Annotated in this window: 15 protein-coding genes; 5 read left to right on the top strand and 10 right to left on the bottom strand. The window is 62.7% G+C overall.

Annotated features, from left to right (window positions below; translation table 11 throughout):
• Positions 1-7 precede the first annotated feature (7 nt).
• Entirely contained in the window at positions 8-2,251 is a 2,244-nt protein-coding gene (locus H7B90_RS28595; RefSeq protein ID WP_185139311.1) for a hypothetical protein, read from the bottom strand.
• Positions 2,252-2,266: 15 nt separating this feature from the next.
• Complete coding sequence (gene glmS, locus H7B90_RS28590; RefSeq protein ID WP_185139310.1) at positions 2,267-4,099, bottom strand: glutamine--fructose-6-phosphate transaminase (isomerizing); 1,833 nt, start codon at positions 4,097-4,099, stop codon at positions 2,267-2,269.
• Between the two features lie 666 nt (positions 4,100-4,765).
• Between glmS and H7B90_RS28585 the strand changes: the two genes are divergently transcribed.
• Positions 4,766-5,275 carry a hypothetical protein gene (locus H7B90_RS28585; protein ID WP_185139309.1) on the top strand — a complete coding sequence of 170 codons (510 nt, stop codon included), beginning with the start codon at positions 4,766-4,768 and terminating at the stop codon, positions 5,273-5,275.
• 146 nt (positions 5,276-5,421) lie between these two features.
• Here H7B90_RS28585 and H7B90_RS28580 read toward each other — a convergent pair whose 3' ends face one another.
• The 6 genes from H7B90_RS28580 to H7B90_RS28555 form a co-directional block, all read right to left on the bottom strand.
• The gene (locus H7B90_RS28580) at positions 5,422-6,348 is read right to left on the bottom strand and encodes a S66 peptidase family protein (RefSeq protein ID WP_185139341.1); all 927 of its coding nucleotides are present in this window, start codon (positions 6,346-6,348) and stop codon (positions 5,422-5,424) included.
• A 163-nt stretch (positions 6,349-6,511) separates the two neighbouring features.
• Positions 6,512-6,991, bottom strand: a complete 480-nt coding sequence (locus H7B90_RS28575; protein ID WP_185139308.1) for a lipid-A-disaccharide synthase N-terminal domain-containing protein — start codon at positions 6,989-6,991, stop codon at positions 6,512-6,514.
• Between the two features lies 1 nt (position 6,992).
• The gene (locus tag H7B90_RS28570) at positions 6,993-7,706 is read right to left on the bottom strand and encodes a glycosyltransferase family 2 protein (protein WP_185139307.1); all 714 of its coding nucleotides are present in this window, start codon (positions 7,704-7,706) and stop codon (positions 6,993-6,995) included.
• A 92-nt stretch (positions 7,707-7,798) separates the two neighbouring features.
• Positions 7,799-8,533 carry a hypothetical protein gene (locus H7B90_RS28565; RefSeq protein ID WP_185139306.1) on the bottom strand — a complete coding sequence of 245 codons (735 nt, stop codon included), beginning with the start codon at positions 8,531-8,533 and terminating at the stop codon, positions 7,799-7,801.
• Positions 8,534-8,564: 31 nt separating this feature from the next.
• Positions 8,565-9,470, bottom strand: a complete 906-nt coding sequence (locus H7B90_RS28560; RefSeq protein WP_246578815.1) for a DNA-3-methyladenine glycosylase 2 — start codon at positions 9,468-9,470, stop codon at positions 8,565-8,567.
• Positions 9,471-9,504: 34 nt separating this feature from the next.
• Positions 9,505-10,737: an MFS transporter gene (locus H7B90_RS28555; protein ID WP_185139305.1), complete on the bottom strand. Its 1,233-nt coding sequence runs from the start codon at positions 10,735-10,737 to the stop codon at positions 9,505-9,507.
• Positions 10,738-10,865: 128 nt separating this feature from the next.
• On the opposite strand from H7B90_RS28555, the gene H7B90_RS28550 reads away from it, so the two are divergent.
• A complete protein-coding gene (locus tag H7B90_RS28550) occupies positions 10,866-11,633 on the top strand; it encodes a MerR family transcriptional regulator (protein WP_185139304.1) in 768 nt (255 codons plus the stop codon).
• 10 nt (positions 11,634-11,643) lie between these two features.
• Here H7B90_RS28550 and gloA2 read toward each other — a convergent pair whose 3' ends face one another.
• Entirely contained in the window at positions 11,644-12,030 is a 387-nt protein-coding gene (gloA2, locus tag H7B90_RS28545; RefSeq protein WP_185139303.1) for an SMU1112c/YaeR family gloxylase I-like metalloprotein, read from the bottom strand.
• Positions 12,031-12,135: 105 nt separating this feature from the next.
• Here gloA2 and H7B90_RS28540 point away from each other — a divergent pair, with 105 nt between their 5' ends.
• Positions 12,136-12,522: a hypothetical protein gene (locus tag H7B90_RS28540; protein ID WP_185139302.1), complete on the top strand. Its 387-nt coding sequence runs from the start codon at positions 12,136-12,138 to the stop codon at positions 12,520-12,522.
• Between the two features lie 229 nt (positions 12,523-12,751).
• Positions 12,752-13,237, top strand: a complete 486-nt coding sequence (locus H7B90_RS28535) for a hypothetical protein (protein WP_185139301.1) — start codon at positions 12,752-12,754, stop codon at positions 13,235-13,237.
• Positions 13,238-13,344: 107 nt separating this feature from the next.
• On the opposite strand, the gene H7B90_RS28530 is transcribed toward H7B90_RS28535, so the two are convergent.
• Entirely contained in the window at positions 13,345-14,157 is an 813-nt protein-coding gene (locus H7B90_RS28530) for a hypothetical protein (protein ID WP_185139300.1), read from the bottom strand.
• Between the two features lie 548 nt (positions 14,158-14,705).
• On the opposite strand from H7B90_RS28530, the gene H7B90_RS28525 reads away from it, so the two are divergent.
• Complete coding sequence (locus H7B90_RS28525; RefSeq protein ID WP_185139299.1) at positions 14,706-15,899, top strand: oxalate decarboxylase family bicupin; 1,194 nt, start codon at positions 14,706-14,708, stop codon at positions 15,897-15,899.
• The last annotated feature ends 189 nt before the right edge of the window (positions 15,900-16,088 follow it).

The raw sequence follows: 16,088 nt of genomic DNA, 5'->3' as shown, positions 1-16,088 counted from the left end.
CCTTCGATCAACCTCCCGTCTTCGGCCTTTGTCCGATCTCCGTGTAAACTTCCTGCATGGCCGTATAGCTCGGCTTCAGCCGTTCCGTATAGGTCACCGCGTCCCATCCGTCCCATGTGTACTTCGGAACTTGGGTAACGGGGTAGCTTCCGGAAGCGGTCTCCGCTTCGAGCCCGACGACCTCGTTCGTCTCCTTGTCCACGATCCACGGCACGAAGCGGATGCCCTCGATGGCTTCGGTCGAGAACGCCTTCTTCGGCATCTCGTAGCTGACCGCCCGCTTCGAGCTGGGATCGGCGAGCCCGAGCAGCATCCACGGGATGCGCAGCTCGATGAAGCCGCCTTGGTACTGCCACATCGCGAGCGAGTCGTAAGAGGCGCTGGCCGGGTTGTTCGTTCCCCGCTTCAGCGTCCCGACGTCGATGTTCTCGTACGGGTGGGCGGTCTTCGTATCCGGCGGCTCCATCTTCAGGCTGACCGGCAGATGCCAGTCGTTGAACAGCCCCGAATCGTCCTTCAGCTCCTGTGCGGACATGTCGATCATTCCGTACACGTAGCCGTACAGCCTTTTCTCCATATCGTACCTGGCCGCGATCTTCACCCCGGTCTCCTTGTCGTCGCCGATCGTGACGAGCGTCTCGAGCCCTTCGTCCAGCGTCTTGCCGGGCAGCGCGTCGCCGCGGCGGTTGCCGCCCGGCAGGGAGTCCGTTCCGATCTCGATCTTCTCCTTGGAAGGATCGAACGGATGGTCGAGACGAATGCCGAGGTAGACGTACGCTTCGTCGTGGGCCGCTTCGATGCTCTCGATGCCGGGAACGTCCGCTTGCAGCTTCGTCTTCCGCGAACTCTTGAGCTTGTCCCAGTCGCCGTCTTCGCCGTCGATGACGAGCTTGTCCTCGAGGCCCGCGTACATGCCCAGCACCCCGAACTGCTTCTCGTTCGTCAGCACGTTGAGCCAGTAGGCTCTGCGGTCTTCCGGAAGCTCCATCGGCATCGTGTTCCACGTCTTCTTGAACCACTCGTCCTGCCACATGAACAGCAGCGCTCCCGAATATCCTTGATCATGGATGATCTTCGTCAGCTCGGCGTCGATCTTCCCTTGCTCCGTCTCGTTGTGGCCGCCCTGCGAACGGCCGAGCGGAGCGAGGTGGGAGACGCCGGCCGACGACGGGACTCCGTATTCGGTGACCATGATCGGCATTCCCTTGTGGTAGGCCTTCAGCTTCTTCAGGTACGGGGTGTAGGTGTCCGTCCGCCCCTTGCCGTCCTTGTCGTCGAACCGGAAGAAGTCCGGATAGTACGGATACACGTGATAAGAAGCGAAGTACCCCGCGTTCCATTGCACCGGCTTCAGGTGAGTCGCGTCGACGCTGACGAGATCTTCGGTGAAAAGCGGCTCGTTCGGATGCGACAACACGTCGGTCGTCACCCAGTTCGTGAAGCTCATCGGATGGCGCCAGCCGTAAGCCTGCTCGGTCTTCGCCGCGTAGTCGACCATCTGCGCGAGCCACGCCTCGAACGGAGTCGCCTTGGCGGTCGTCGCGAAGAACGGCCCGACGTAGCTCGCTTTGTCCTTATGCCGCTTGTTCGTATTGGCCACCATCTCCGGGTCCCATTCGGTGCCGATGCTCCAGCCGAGCAGGTAAGGGCCCGCGTTCGCTTTGTACGTGCCGGACGACTTGCCCTGCGTGCCGGGCATCGTCAGATCGCCGTACACGGCCTTGACGTCGTTCTCGATCTCTTCGCGGAACGCCTTCTCGATCTCGGAGTCGTAAGCGTCCTGCTTCTCGATCAGCTGCTCCTCCGGCGACCAGATGCCCTGGATGAAGTAGAGCGGGTCGTCCGCGTGCTTCCGGTTGAAGTCGACGAGAGCCTCGTAGAACACCGGCTGGTGCCGGGTGTAGACGCGGATGACGTTCGCTCCCATCTCCTTGATCTGGCCGAACCAGCGCAGGTAGTCGGCGCGTTCGATCGGGAATTCGCCCGGGAAGTGCCCCGGAAGCGTCGCCCCGAGGTTCACGCCTTGGGCGAAGAAGGGCTGCCACTTGCCGTCCTTGAACACCTCGACGTTCTCGCCCGCGGTCTTGAACTTCAGCATCGTTCCGTCCGCTTGCGTCTCGCTCTCCACGGCGCGGCCGGCGAAGGCATTATGCTCCTTCAGATAGAAGCCTCCCGCCAGCAGCGCCCCGAGGAGAACGACGCCGGCCGCGATCCCTTTGCCGCTTCTCCACCAGGGACGATGTCCGTTCATCGGTGCCCCCGCCTCCTATTCGACCGTGACGCTCTTGGCCAGATTGCGGGGCTTGTCCACATCGTAGCCGCGGGCGACGGAAGCGTAATAGGCGAGAAGCTGCAGCGGAATGACCGTCAACGCGGGAGCGATCATCGGGTGCGTCGACGGGATCAGAAGCAGACGGTCGACGGATCCGGCCAGGCCGGCCGTCTCCTCGGTCGCGATGCCGAGGACGCCCGCTCCGCGCGCCATCACTTCGCGGATGTTGCTGACGGTCTTCTCGTACAGGTCCGGCTGCGTGGCCAGCGCCACGACCGGCGTCCCTTCCTCGATCAGCGCCAGCGTGCCGTGCTTCAACTCGCCGGCGGCGTAGGCCTCGGAATGGATGTAGGAGATCTCCTTCAGCTTGAGCGAGCCTTCCTGGACGACGGCGTAGTCGACGCCGCGGCCGATGAAGAACAGATGCTCGCGGCTTGCGATCTCTTCCGCGTAGGATTTAATCTCGTCCTTGCGCTGAAGGATGCTCTCTACCTGCTCGGGCAGCTTCGTCAGCGCATGGACGATCGGCCCGATCTCCTCGTCCGGGAGCGTGCCCCGGATGCGGGCCAGATGGATCGCGAACGCGTAAAAGGCCAGCAGCTGCGTCGAATACGCTTTGGTCGACGCGACCGAGATCTCCGGACCCGCCCAAGTGAACAGCACGTCGTCCGCCTCGCGGGCGGCCGTGCTGCCGACGACGTTGGTGACGGCGAGCACGCGGGCCCCGTGGCGCTTCGCTTCGCGGAGCGCGGCGAGCGTGTCGGCCGTCTCGCCGGACTGGCTGACGACGATGACGAGCGTCTCCGGCGTGATGAGCGGCGAACGGTAGCGGTACTCGGAAGCGACTTCCGCTTCGACGGGCAGTCGCGCCCAGCGTTCGATCGCCGTCTTGCCGACGAGTCCGGCGTGATAGGCCGTTCCGCAAGCGACGATATGGATGTTGCGGAACTGTTTGATTTGCTCGGGCGTCAGCTTCAGCTCCGGAAGGTATACCCACGGGTAGCCCTTGAACAAGCGCCCGCTCAGCGTGTCGCGGTAAGCCTGCGGCTGGTCGTGGATCTCCTTGAGCATGAAGTGGTCGTACCCGGCCTTCTCGGCGACGGCCAAATCCCAGTTGACGCGGAACAGCTGCTTCGTGATCAGGTTGCCCTCGATCGTCATCAGCGTCGCTTCTTCCCGCGTCAGCACGGCCATCTCGCCGTCGTCGAGAATGTAGACGTCGCGGGTATGCTCCAGAATGGCGGGGATATCGGAGCCGATGAAGTGCTCGCCTTCGCCGATGCCGATAATGAGCGGGCTGTGCAGGCGAACCGCGATCAGCTTGTCCGGCTCGAGCTCCGACAGGACGGCGAGCGCGTAGGCGCCCCTCATCCGCTTGGTCGCCCGCTGCACGGCCTGGACGATGTCTCCTTCGTAGAGGGAGGCGATCAGATGGGAGACGACTTCGGTGTCCGTCTCGGAGACGAAGCGCGCCCCTTGCGCCGCCAGCTCGTCTCTCAGCTCCATGTAATTCTCGATGATGCCGTTGTGTACGACGGATATTTTCATATGGGTGTCCGTGTGGGGATGGGAGTTCAAGTCGGAAGGCTTCCCGTGGGTCGCCCAGCGGGTGTGCCCGATTCCGATCGTCGCGGACGGCATGTCCTGCGAGCGGAGCTTGTTCTCCAGTTCGGCGATCCGGCCCTTGGCCTTGACCACCTTCAATCCTTGATCGGAGCAAACCGCGATTCCGGCGGAATCATAGCCGCGGTATTCCAGCTTTTTGAGCCCTTCCAGCAGGATACGCTCAGACGGCTTGCCGCCGATATAACCGATAATGCCGCACAAACTCGATCACTCCTCCATTGGCGTCTGCGTTCGAAATACGATTACGGGCTCGGCGCTATGCGCTCGAAGCTCGAAGCGAGGGCGGCGGACGATAGGCGCCCCAAGCGCGCTCTCCGGCCGAACCTCGGCCCGACGTATTCACTATAACCCTGCCTCTGGAAGGCGAACCTTAGAAAATCTTAACCCCCGGGGGGCTTTTTCTCAGAAAACCGATTGGTTTCGATGAGGGCTTGACGGGCGATTCGGCGGGATTCGGAGGTTGCCGATCTTGCGGGATTCCCGGCGGAATAGGCCTTTTGGTACCTGGATAAGATTGCCTGCGTAAAATGAGAGCCCGAGCGCGGGAGTTAAAATTTTATCATGACGATTCTCAGTTTAAGGGGAGGGCGGGGCGGGTATTTGGGGCAGGTACGGTCTCAAACGGGAACGTCGCTGCGAAAAAGTGTGGATTTCGCTGCCGATCGGCGATCGGCCACGGGGGTGCCCGTCTTGTTCGGCCGCCGGTTCGCGTCGGTTTCGGGAATGAGGGAGGCTCGGGCACGTTTAGGTTGTCCTCGTGCGGGGTAGTGAATAAATAATTTCGGCTATCCCCTTGTTGGACGGAAACCTATTGGCCTGTCTCGCCGTCTTAATAAGTAAGGAAGTCATGAAGGGAACGTGGGAAGCATGCGCAAACTCACCTGGGGAATCATGCTCGCCGCCATCTGCCTCGTGCCGCTTCAAGCGGTCGTGGCGGACGAGAACCGGTACGAGCCCGCCGAGCGGGGCCAAGACGTGCAGACCGTGTACATCACGGGCTTAGATCGTCACGACGGCCATACGTACCTCACCGTTGACACGATCCAATGGTATGAAGGGGAAGAAGCGAACAAGATCTTCCGCGAGCGGGAGCAGGATCCCGAGATGACGGAAGCGCCGGACGGGTATTACATCGTGAACGACGAAGTCGATCTGCACACGTACGAGCTCGCTCCCGGCGCGGAAGTGCGCATGCAATACTACAACCGCACGGGCGATTGGAGCACGGCGGACGTGAGCTGGAACGAGAGGATCGACGCCGCGAAGTTCGCCGGCCTGTTCACGCCGCAGGACGCCGAGCTGATGGAAGGCTTCCCGTACCATCTCACGGTGAAGGACGGGAAGATCGTGAAGATCGTTCAGCAGTTCGTGCCTTGACGAGGCGCGCATTTTAAAGAAGCACAGGAGCCTTCGAGGGCTCCTGTGCTTTTTTTGGGCTTTGGGGGGAGGGCGGCGCCAGGTTGGTTGGTTGGCAACAAGACGGTTTTTTCCGCTTGTTTCGGGCCAAAGCATGCGGCTCTCTTCTACGCCGTTACGGCTGGCTCCATCAGCGTCAGCCGCCCGTTGTCGGCGTCCATCAGCACGCAGGCGCCGATCGGGATGGCGGCCTTGTACGTTCCGTGGCCCGAAGCGAGCCCGGTGACGAGAGGTTTGCCGAGCGGCGCGATCACTTCGTCGATCAGATTCTGGTACGTTTTCCCGTAGGCGTCGATGCAGTTGGTGCATTCCCCCATGACGATGCCGAGGCAATCGCGGAACTTGCCGGCGAGCCGGAGCTGCTCCACGTAACGGTACACAGTGTTCACCGGCTCGTGCGTCTCTTCGAGCAGCAGGATTTTGCCGCGCGTATCCGCTTCGAACGGCGTGCCGAGAGAGCCGACGAACGAGGTGAGGTTCCCCCCGACGATCGGCCCGCAGACGGTTCCCGTGCCCCGCCCCACCAGGGGCGGCATCTCGGGCGGATTGGCGATGGGCCTCGGCGCCGCGAGTGAAGAGGTCGCGGAGAAGAACTGCTCGAAGTTGTAGGCGGGCGTCTCCGGCCTGAAGTCGAGCAGCAGCAAGCTGTGCAGCGCGATCACTCCGGCGAATCGATACAGCGCGTTAAGCAGCACCGTGATGTCGCTGTACCCGCTCAGCAGCTTCGGATGATCCCGTATGAACCCGTAATCGAGAAAAGGCAGAATGCCTTCCACGCCGACTCCGCCCCGGACGGGCAAAATCATCTTCACCCTCGGGTCGGCGAACATGCCCATCAAATCCTCGGCCCGCTCCTGGGCCGTGCCGGCGAGATAGCCGTTCTGATCGAACACGTGCCGCCCGAGCACGACGTTGAATCCCATTCCTTGCAAATAAGCGATTCGCGTCCGGATCGTCTCCGGCTCCAAAGGGCTCCCCAGCGTGACGATGCCGATCGTGTCTCCCATGCGAAGCGCCGCCGGTCGTATGGCCATGCCGCTCGCCTCCGCTTCCATGTCGGAATCTCCTCGTTCATGGATATGTGCGGAGGCTCGGAGTTAGGCATTCTCTTCGTTGCTTGAGGCTCCTCTAACCCGATATTGTCGGGTTGCAGCCGCGCGGTCCTCGCATGCCCCAGACTTCGCCCCCTCGCTCCCCTCACGCCTCCTCCCGAGCCTCCTCCGAAGCCGCGGGAGCGGGTGAGAGCGAGGCGGATACCGTGGCCGCGGGTACGGAGGAGGGCGGAGTCGAGACCGAGGCCGAAGCCGTGGGCCCGTAGGAGGTCGACGCCAATGCCGATGCCTCGGGCGCGGATGAAGTCGAAGCCGTGGCCGTGGCCGAAGCCTCCCGCTTCTCGTGGTTGCGCATGATGACCAGGTTGCGGAAGTAGATGAAGATGCCCGGCAACTGCCCGAGAATGAACACCGGGTCGCGGCGGTAAATCGCGTAGACCGACAGGATGCTGCTCCCCATAATGCTGAACAGCCAGAACGAGCGGGTCACGACGCTCTTCTTCGCCCGCTCGCTGGCGATCCACTGCACGACGAACCGCCCCGTGAACATGATCTGGCCGACGAGGCCGAACAGAATCCACAGCAGCTCTCCGGTCTCCAGCTGCGAGGTCAGCTTCCCCCACATGTCAATGGCCCCGAATCTTGTAATGGATGACCCGCCGCCTCAGCCAGCCGATGACGAACGCGTCCATCAAACTGACGAACAGCCGGTTGAACACGCCGTACTTCGACTCTCCCTGCTCTCTTCTCCGGTGGCTCACGGGCACTTCGACGACGCTGAACCCGTTCATCCTCGCCAATGTCGGCAGGAAGCGGTGGAACCCCTCGTACAGGTGGAAGCTCAGGGCCACTTCCCGCTTGAACAGCTTCATCGGGCAGCCGGTGTCGGCGATGGAGTCCCTCGTGATCCAATTGCGGAAGCCGTTCGCGATCCGCGAGGAGACCCTCTTCACCAGACTGTCCCTCCTCCTCGCGCGGGTACCGTTCGCGAAGTCGTACCGGTCCATATAAGGCAGCAACGTGAAAATATCGGCCGGATCCGTCTGAAGATCCGCGTCGATCAGCGCGACGTACCGGCCGCGCGCTTCCTTGAGCCCCGCGGAGATGGCGGACGTCTGCCCGCAGTTGCGCTCGAAATGCAGCACCCGGACCCGTTCGTCCCCCGCCGCGATCCGATCCAGCTTCTCCGCGCTTCCGTCCGTGCTCCCGTCGTCGACGAGGATGAGCTCGTAGCGGCTCTCCCGGCCCCGCATCGTCTCGGCGACGGTCCGATGCAGCCTCTCTACGCCTTCCGCTTCGTTGTACACGGGAACGACAATCGATATCTCGACCGTATCCATAGCCTCCTAAGTCCCCTCTCGCGAACCTCGCGTTCTATCTCTAGGCTATGAACCCGGCCGCGATTGTTGACCAATCGTTCCCGGGAATCCCGCTAATCCGGCCGCCCCTTCCCCCGGCGCCGGCGCCGGCGGACGCTCCGGACCGCGAACCAGACCGCCGCCGCCAGAACGACGAGCGCGGCCCCCGCCGCGTACGCGATATGGCGAATATCGGGCACGCGGAAGCTCGTCTCGAACCGGTTCGTGCCGAACAGGTCGAGATGCCACCGCTGCGTCCGGCCGCCGTCCTGAAGGTCGTCCGCGTTGTTGGCCCCCGGCTTCAGAGGCATGGTCAGCAGAAAATCGAAGTCGAGCTGGCTCTGCAGAAGCTTCTTCGCCAGCGTCGGCAGCGCGCCGACGACCCGGCTCCACTCCCCGTCCCCGCCGGCCATCAGCCGGTTCATGTCCATCGTGACGGCCACGTCGTAACGGGTATAGAAAAAATGCTTCGTCGTCGTCCGTTCCACCTCGAGTCCGTCCGGAAGCTCGAGCGACCGATCTTCCATGTCCTTCAGATCGAAGGTGCGGGACGCCTGCAGCGTCGCCTTGCCCTCCTCCTCTCCGGCCTCGACGCGAAGGTCGTACTTGCGAAGCGTATCCGCCAGATTGTCCATCAGATCGGGCTTGCCGATCGCCGCCAGCGTCTTCTCGCTCATGGCGATTCCCATGGCGAGATCCGCGGTTCCGTTGCGGTGAATCGTGACGTGGGCTTGCCCTTGCGCGCAGGAGGAGAGCAGAAGAGCGCAAGCGAAGAGCAGCAGAGTCACGCTTAGTTGCCGAAGCTTCATCATCCTTGTCCCCATTTTCCGATTAAAAAAATCAATACAAAGCGCGCCACAAATAGAAGGTCGCGTACGATTCCCATCCGGCCCACGGCTTCGCCAGCTCGCGGATCTCCTCCAGCGTCGGCTTGCGGTCCATCCCGAGCAGCGCCTTGATCGCGTTGTGCAGGCCGACGTCCTGGATCGGCAGCGCCGAGGGGAAGCGCAGGCAGCGCATGAGCACGTAGTTGGCCGTCCACGGCCCGATGCCCCGGATCCCGACCAACGCCCGCTCCGCTTCGCGGTACCCTCCGGCCCCTAGCAGCCCCTCCTTGGTCAGCTTCCCTTCGGCCATGAGCGCGGCCGTGCCGATCAAATACTCGGCCTTCTTCCCCGTCAGCTGCAATCCCGTCAAGTCGGCGGGCGACAGCCCCGCGATCCGCTCCGGAGACGGGAACAGCCAGTAACGCGTCCCGTCCCACTCCTCGCTCTCGCCGAACGCCTCGACGAGCCTCCGCTTAAGCGTATAGGCGAACGCCAGATTGATCTGCTGGCCGATAATCCCCCAGCACAGCGCCTCGAACAGATCGGGAATGCCCATCGTCCGCAGCCCCCGGAACCGCTCCGTCACTTGGCGAAGGAGCGGATCGGCGTCCGCCATCGCATAGAACGGGGCGAGATCGGCGTCGAGATCGAACCAGTCGCGCACGTAACGCTCGACCTCCCGCCTCTCTCCGGCATCCTCCAGCGGCGCGTTCGAACGGACGAGCAAGCCGCCCTCCGCCTCGCTCGCCGCGATGATCCGCCGAACGCCCCCGGCCTCGATCCGCTTCGACACGACGCCTCCCGCGATATGGTGCATGCACTCGTTCGGAGAGCGGGAGAGATAGCCCAGGTTCTGGGAGAAGCTAAAATCGGGAGGAACCTGAACCGTCCATCCGCCGCTCGTCATCCTCTCCGTCATCTTATCCATTCTTCTCTCTGTCCTCCTCTCTCGCTCATTCGTTCGTCGCCCCGGCGACCTTCTTCCCGCCGCCCTCCGGCGCGCCTTCCTCCAGCCGCCGCCTGCGGAGCAGCAGGAGCATCGCGGACAAGATCAGCATGCATCCGTTCAGGACGAACACCCACCGGATCGGGATCCAGCCGCCCAAGGCGCCGCCGATAATCGGCCCGAGCATCGTCGCCAGCTGCGTCGACGACTGGTTCAGGCTGAACGCCCGCCCGCGGAAGTCCGCGTCCGTCACCTTGACGATCATCGCGTTCAGCGCCGGATAGACGCCCGCGAAGAACAAGCCGTACACGAACCGCAGCCCTCCGAACTCGGCGTAATGCCCGACGAAGAACTGCAGCAGGTTCCCGATCCCGCCGCCCAGCAGCCCGATGACGAGCACCTTGACGTAGCCGATCTTCCCCCCGATGCGTCCCCACTGGGGCGCCGCGATCAGCGTGGCGATGCCGACGGCCGAGAACACGAGACCCGACTGCAAGGAGGCGTCGCTCGTGTTCGCGCCGAGCTCCAGCACGTACACCGTGATCAGCGGCTCCAGAATCATGACGGAGAACGTGCTGAGCCCCACAAGGCCGAGCAGCGTCACGAACGTGCGGTTCGCCCAAGCGGTCTTCAGGTCGTCGCGAATCGGGGAGCGCTTCGCCTTCCGGTCGTAATTCTCCTCGTGCACGAAGAAGGTCGCGATCAGCGCGGCGACGAGCACGACGCCGGCCGAGAACAGGAACGCCTCGCGGTTGCTCGTCAGATGGCTGACGAGGCCTCCGAGCACCGGGCCGACGATGCCGCCCGTCGCGCTGGCCGTCGCCATGATGCCGAGCGCGTAGCCGGTCTGCTTCTCCGGCGTGTTCGTCGCGACGAGGGCGATGGACGCGGGCACGTAGCCGGCGAGCAAGCCTTGGAACACGCGAAGCACGAGGAACACGTACGGATTATGGATAAAAAAAGTGAGCAAATAAAGAACCGCCAGGCTGTAGCCGGAGCGGATCAGCATGGGCTTGCGCCCGTATTTGTCGGCGAGCGAGCCCCAGTAAGGAGCGATCAGCGCGCTGGCCAGGAACGTGATGCCGAACGCGAAGCCGGACCACAGCTCCAGATGGCTGTCGACGCCGAGCTCGTTGTGCAAGAATAGAGGAATGAACGGGATCGAGATCGAATAAGCCGAACTGCAGAAAAAAACGCCGAGCCACAATACGTACAGATTTCTTTTCCAAGAGAATGCCATGAGAGTCACTTCCTGTAGCTTGGTCCCTACGTCGGGTACTCCCATCATAACATATATTCCCCGAAGATTACGGTTGACTCTCCCCTTGGGTCAGGCCTTAAGCTCAAGTCGGAAAGGAGGCGGACGGGATGCGAAGAGAACTTCTGACGGTCAAAGAAGCGGCCGCGCTCTCCGGCGTGACGGTCAAAACGCTGCACCACTACCACAAAATCGGGCTGCTCGTCCCAAGCGGGATCAGCGAGGCCGGCTACCGGCTGTACGGGAGACGGGAGCTGGAGCGGCTTCAGCAGATTCGGTTCTACCGCGAGCTGGACTTCCCGCTCGACCGCATCAAGGAATTGCTCGCGGCGGAGCCGGAGCGGCTCGCGATCTTATCCGAACAGAGGGAGCTGCTTCTCGCCCGCAAGACGAGATTGGAGCGCCTTATCCGTACGATCGAAGAATCGGCGGACGGCGCCAAGAAAGGGGAAGAGATCGAAGTGGACCGACTGTTCAAAGGCTTCGGCAGCGAAGCGGAGTGGAAGGAAGCGTTAAGCGAGCAGAACGAGCATCTGAAGGCGAATTACGGGTACGATCTGAACGAACAAGGGCCGATCGACCCGGAGGCCATGAACGAGCAAGCGGCGGAGGCCGCCCGGTTCATGGGAGAGATGGCGGAGGCGCTGCGTAGCGGCAAGAGGCACGACGCCGAGGAGGTGCGTTCGCTTATCGGGCGGCACCTCGAGTTCCAGGCGGCGCACGGCCACGCCGCGGACGCCTCGGCGTTCGCGGCGACGTGCCGGTTCTTCCTCGGCGACGACTTCCATCGCGCCATGCTCGAGTCGCAGCAGACCGGGCTCGCGTATTATTTGACGTTGGCGGCCGAAGCGCACGCGGAAGCCTCCTCGGGCCGATAAACCGCGCCGTCTATCTCTCGTACAGCTCCAGCGGCAAGCCGTCCGGATCGGCGAAGAAGACGAACTTCTTGCCGGTGACGGGATCGACGCGGACGGCTTCCGCCTCGATCCCCTTGCCCCGCAGCTCCGCGGCCGCCGCGTCTACGTCGTCGACCTCGAACGCGAGGTGCCGCAGCCCTCTCGCTTCCGGGTAGCTCGGACGCTCCGGCGCGCCGGGGAAGGTGAACAGCTCGATCTGGTAATCCCCGCCGACGGCGAGATCCAGCTTCCAGGAGTCCCTCTCCTCCCGGTACGTCTCGGCGACGACTGTAAGCCCCAGCACCTCCGCGTAAAATCGCTTGGACCGCTCGTAATCGGAAGCGATGACGGCGACATGGTGAATCCGGTTCAGCTTCATGGGACGAACCTCCTCTTCCATCTTAGGCATAAGAAGATTATACAGCTTATATGGGCGTCGGTTATAATGGGGAAAAGGCGATTGATCGCCGCAAGGAGGTCTCGCATGGGCGGTATCTTCGGTCTATTCGTCATCGTCTTCATCGTGTTCGTCGGAATCTCGATCGCCAGCGGCCGGAAGAACAGCCGTCCCCGCAACCCGCGTCCGCCGCACCACGGCTCCTCCGATTACGGCGCGACGACCGGATTCGCCGGATTCGCGGACGACGGGACGCCGGGTTCCTTGCACGACCCTCACCATCCCCATAAGCATCATCACGACCATCACCACCATCACCACAACGGAGGCGGGCATCACGACCACGGCTCCGGCAGCTCGGACAGCGGATATTCCGGCAGTTCGGATAGCGGATACTCGGGCGGTTCGGACAGCGGATACTCGGGCGGTTCGGACGGCGGAAGCTCCGACGGCGGCGGCGGTGGCGGCGATTAATCTCGCATAGGCAGGGGAACTAGACCGTCGTCCGACCGGATGACGGTCTTTCGCATACGTTGCCGGTCGCCGGGCCGAGCCGAGCCGAACCGGACGGCGATGGCGGTCGCGGTCCGCGCGCGTCTCTAGTTCCGCGGACTTAAAATGAGCCGAAAGTGTAACATTATCCAATTCCGTTGCGTCACTAGCCTCTGCAAGGACAATACACAGATGGAGGAGACTATACGCAATGAAGAAACGGATCGCAATGCTGCTGTCGCTCACGATCGCCACGGGCATCCTGTTAAGCGCATGCTCGAACGGCAATAACGGGGATACCGACCCGAGCCCGTCCTCGTCGGAGACTTCGTCCCAATCCCCGAGCGCGTCCCCGAGCGCGTCCCCTTCGGCGTCGCCGAGCCCCGACGCCTCTCCAAGCGCGAACGCTTCGTCCAGCCCCGAAGCTTCTTCGGGCGCGCAAGCTCCCGCTAGCGCGGAAGGGACTCCGGGCGCCGGAACCGAAGAGACGCCCCAGCCCGCTACCCTTCTGCCCGAACCGGCCGCCGAAGCTCCCGCTTCCGGCGCGGCCGATCCCGCGACCAGCGGGGAAGCGGCGACGAGCGGCGAATCGGCCTCCTCGAGCTCGGAAGGCGCTTCCGGACCGCTCGTGCTGGTGAATCCCGCTACGCCGAATTCTTCGCAGCATTCGGGTCTGAAGCCCGCCCAGCCCCGCTAATTCAAGCTCGTTTCGCGCCATAGACGCGTCAAAGGGAGCTCCTCGGACGGATTCGCCGTCCGGGTCTCCCTTTTTTTCTCGCTCTATTGTCTCCACACGCTTCCAGCCTACTCCATAATCCTCAGCATCTGCACGACCGGCCGGCTGTCGCCCCGCAGCTTGGCCTCGCGGCTGCGAAGCTGCGAGGAGCCGTCGCCGTCGAGGAAGATGCCGTCCGCCAGCGTGCCGGGGCCGATCTTCTCGACGATGGCTTCGCGGAAGGCGGCCAGACTGCCCTTATTCCGGCTGACGACGAGATAGACGTTCCCTTCCTTGTCGTAGACGGCCGCGGAACGAAGCCGGTTATCGTCGGGGAACGGGGCGTTCTCCGCGGCGGCTTGGGCAGCCCATCGCTCGTCTTCGCCCAAGCTCATGCTGATTCCGCCTTGCGCCCAGAAGCGGGCGCGATCCGTCACGCGAAGCTCCGAAGCCTGGCGGACGACCTGCACGCTCAGACGGTCCAGGCTTCCGTCCCAGACGAGCGTGCCGCGCGCGTACTTCACGTTCTCTCCGCCCGCTCCGTACGCTCCGGGGTCCCCGTTCACCGGACGGTCGTTCACGACGGCCAGGCTCACGAGCGCGTCCTCGTAGAAGAATCCCCCGTTGATTCCGTAGAAGGGGGAGAGCGTGACGTTGTTATGGACGGCCTCCAGCGTCACGTTGGACGGACGGGTTCTCAAGTAAGACAGAAGCATTCCGTTCGAGGCGGTCTCCGTTCCGTAGACGTACCGGCGCGGCATGTTCGCTTCCGGGTCGGGGCCTCCCCCGTTCCAGTCCGTTCGGAACAACAGAACGGATAATCCCAGCGAGGCGAGCATGATCGCCAGGACGACGGCTATCCCGCTTTTGGACCGAATATCGACTTCCGGCAATCGAATCAAGGGGCGATTCTCCTTCGCGTTCGGCAGTGCCGTTCCTCTATGTAGACAGCTTCCTCTATTATACAACAAGAATAGGACCCCCGGTTAACCGCTGATAACCGGAAGTCCTACCTTGCCTTGCACAAGCTATTCAATTGTATCGTTACACTCCCATCTTCCAAGTTAGAGACTGTCCGACGATCGACCCGGAATCCCGCATATCCGTCGCCGCCTGGCCAGATTGGCGGCTTCCCGATTCTCCGATCCGACTTCGCCTTGCCTGGATGTTGCCCCGGATATGCTTCGCTTTCCTAGCCCATTGGACTATCCCCTTTCCTTGTGGTTGCCTTCATTATAGATGACAGCGCTTTATAGAGCAAATATTCTGATTATTTAAACTTCTCCATAAATCGACAGAATCCGTGATCCGTTCCGCGAGATCCGCCTATATCTTCTAATCTCTCGTTTTTTCTCGCGAAGATGGGCATACGCGACGTTCGCCGGCCATAGGCTACTACGGCGACTTGAATGGCCGCTCGAAATTTCCCGACATGACAGGAGGACAACCGATGAGTTCAACCGACAGACGGAAGACGACGCCGGACCCCGATTCCGCGCCCCAGCCGATCCGCGCCGACGGGGCCGGCGGAATCGACTTCGGCCCCCGCGATATTTGGAGAGACCGGCAAAATCCCGATCTTCTCGTCCCGCCCGCGACCGATGCCGGCACGGTGCCGAACCTGGTCTTCTCCTTCTCCGACGCCCACATGCAGCTGAACCGCGGCGGCTGGTCCCGCGAGGTGACGGAGAGGGAGCTGCCGATCGCGAAGACGCTGGCCGGGGTGAACATGAGCCTGACCCCCGGGGGCGTACGGGAGCTGCACTGGCATCAGCAGGTCGAATGGGCGTACATGCTTCTCGGGAGAGCCCGCATTACCGCCGTCGATCAGGACGGGCGCAACTTCATCGCGGACGTGGGGCCGGGCGACCTCTGGTACTTCCCGCCGGGCATTCCCCATTCCATCCAAGGGCTCGCCGAAGGCTGCGAGTTCCTGCTCGTCTTCGACGACGGATCGTTCTCCGACATCGATACGTTCTCGATCTCGGACTGGTTCGCCCATACGCCGCCCGAAGTGCTCTCCGCCAACTTCGGCGTCCCCGAGAGCGCGTTCGCCGGCATTCCCAAGGAGCAGGTCTACATCTATCAAGGGGAGATTCCCGGCCCCTTGGCCGAGCAAGCCGTCTCCAGCCCGCAAGGGTCCGTGCCTCTCGGCTTCACGCACCGGCTGATGGCTCAGGAGCCCCAGCGGTATCCCGGCGGGACGGTGCGGATCGTCGATTCGCGGAACTTCCCGATCTCGACGCGGATCGCGGCCGCTCTCGTCGAGATCGTCCCGGGAGGCATGCGGGAGCTGCACTGGCACCCGAACAACGACGAATGGCAGTACTTCTTGACGGGAACCGCCCGCATGACCGTCTTCGCCGCGGAAGGGGCGGCCCGGACGTTCGACGTCCGCGCCGGCACCGTCGGCTACGTCCCCTTCGCTTACGGCCACTACATCCAGAATACCGGCGACACGAGCGTCTGGTTCCTGGAGATGTTCAAGAGCGACCGGTTCGCCGACGTCTCGCTCAACCAGTGGATGGCGCTCACCCCCTCCGACCTCGTCCGCAGCAATCTGAACGCGAGCGAAGAGCTCATGAACTCGCTGAGGAAAATCAAATGGCCGGTCGTCAAATACCCCGATACCCCAGCGCCTTGACGCGCGAAGGGCAGGCAGGGCGTGAGAACGCCCTGTCTTTTTTTTCTACGAATGTCCAATTCACATACAGATTGGCGGGATCCAACGGGATTTTGTCTATTCCGGTTTCCGAAGGCGGACGGTAGGCGCTAACGTGCGCTAAACATTCCTGTATAGGCTAAGAATCCGCCTTTGAAAAAAACAGGAGCG

The sequence above is a fragment of the Cohnella xylanilytica genome (genome assembly GCF_014212175.1).
GTDB classification, from domain to species: Bacteria; Bacillota; Bacilli; order Paenibacillales; family Paenibacillaceae; genus Cohnella; species Cohnella xylanilytica.
The sequence above is the reverse complement of the archived record's forward strand: the minus strand, read 5'-3'. Positions and strand labels throughout refer to the sequence as shown.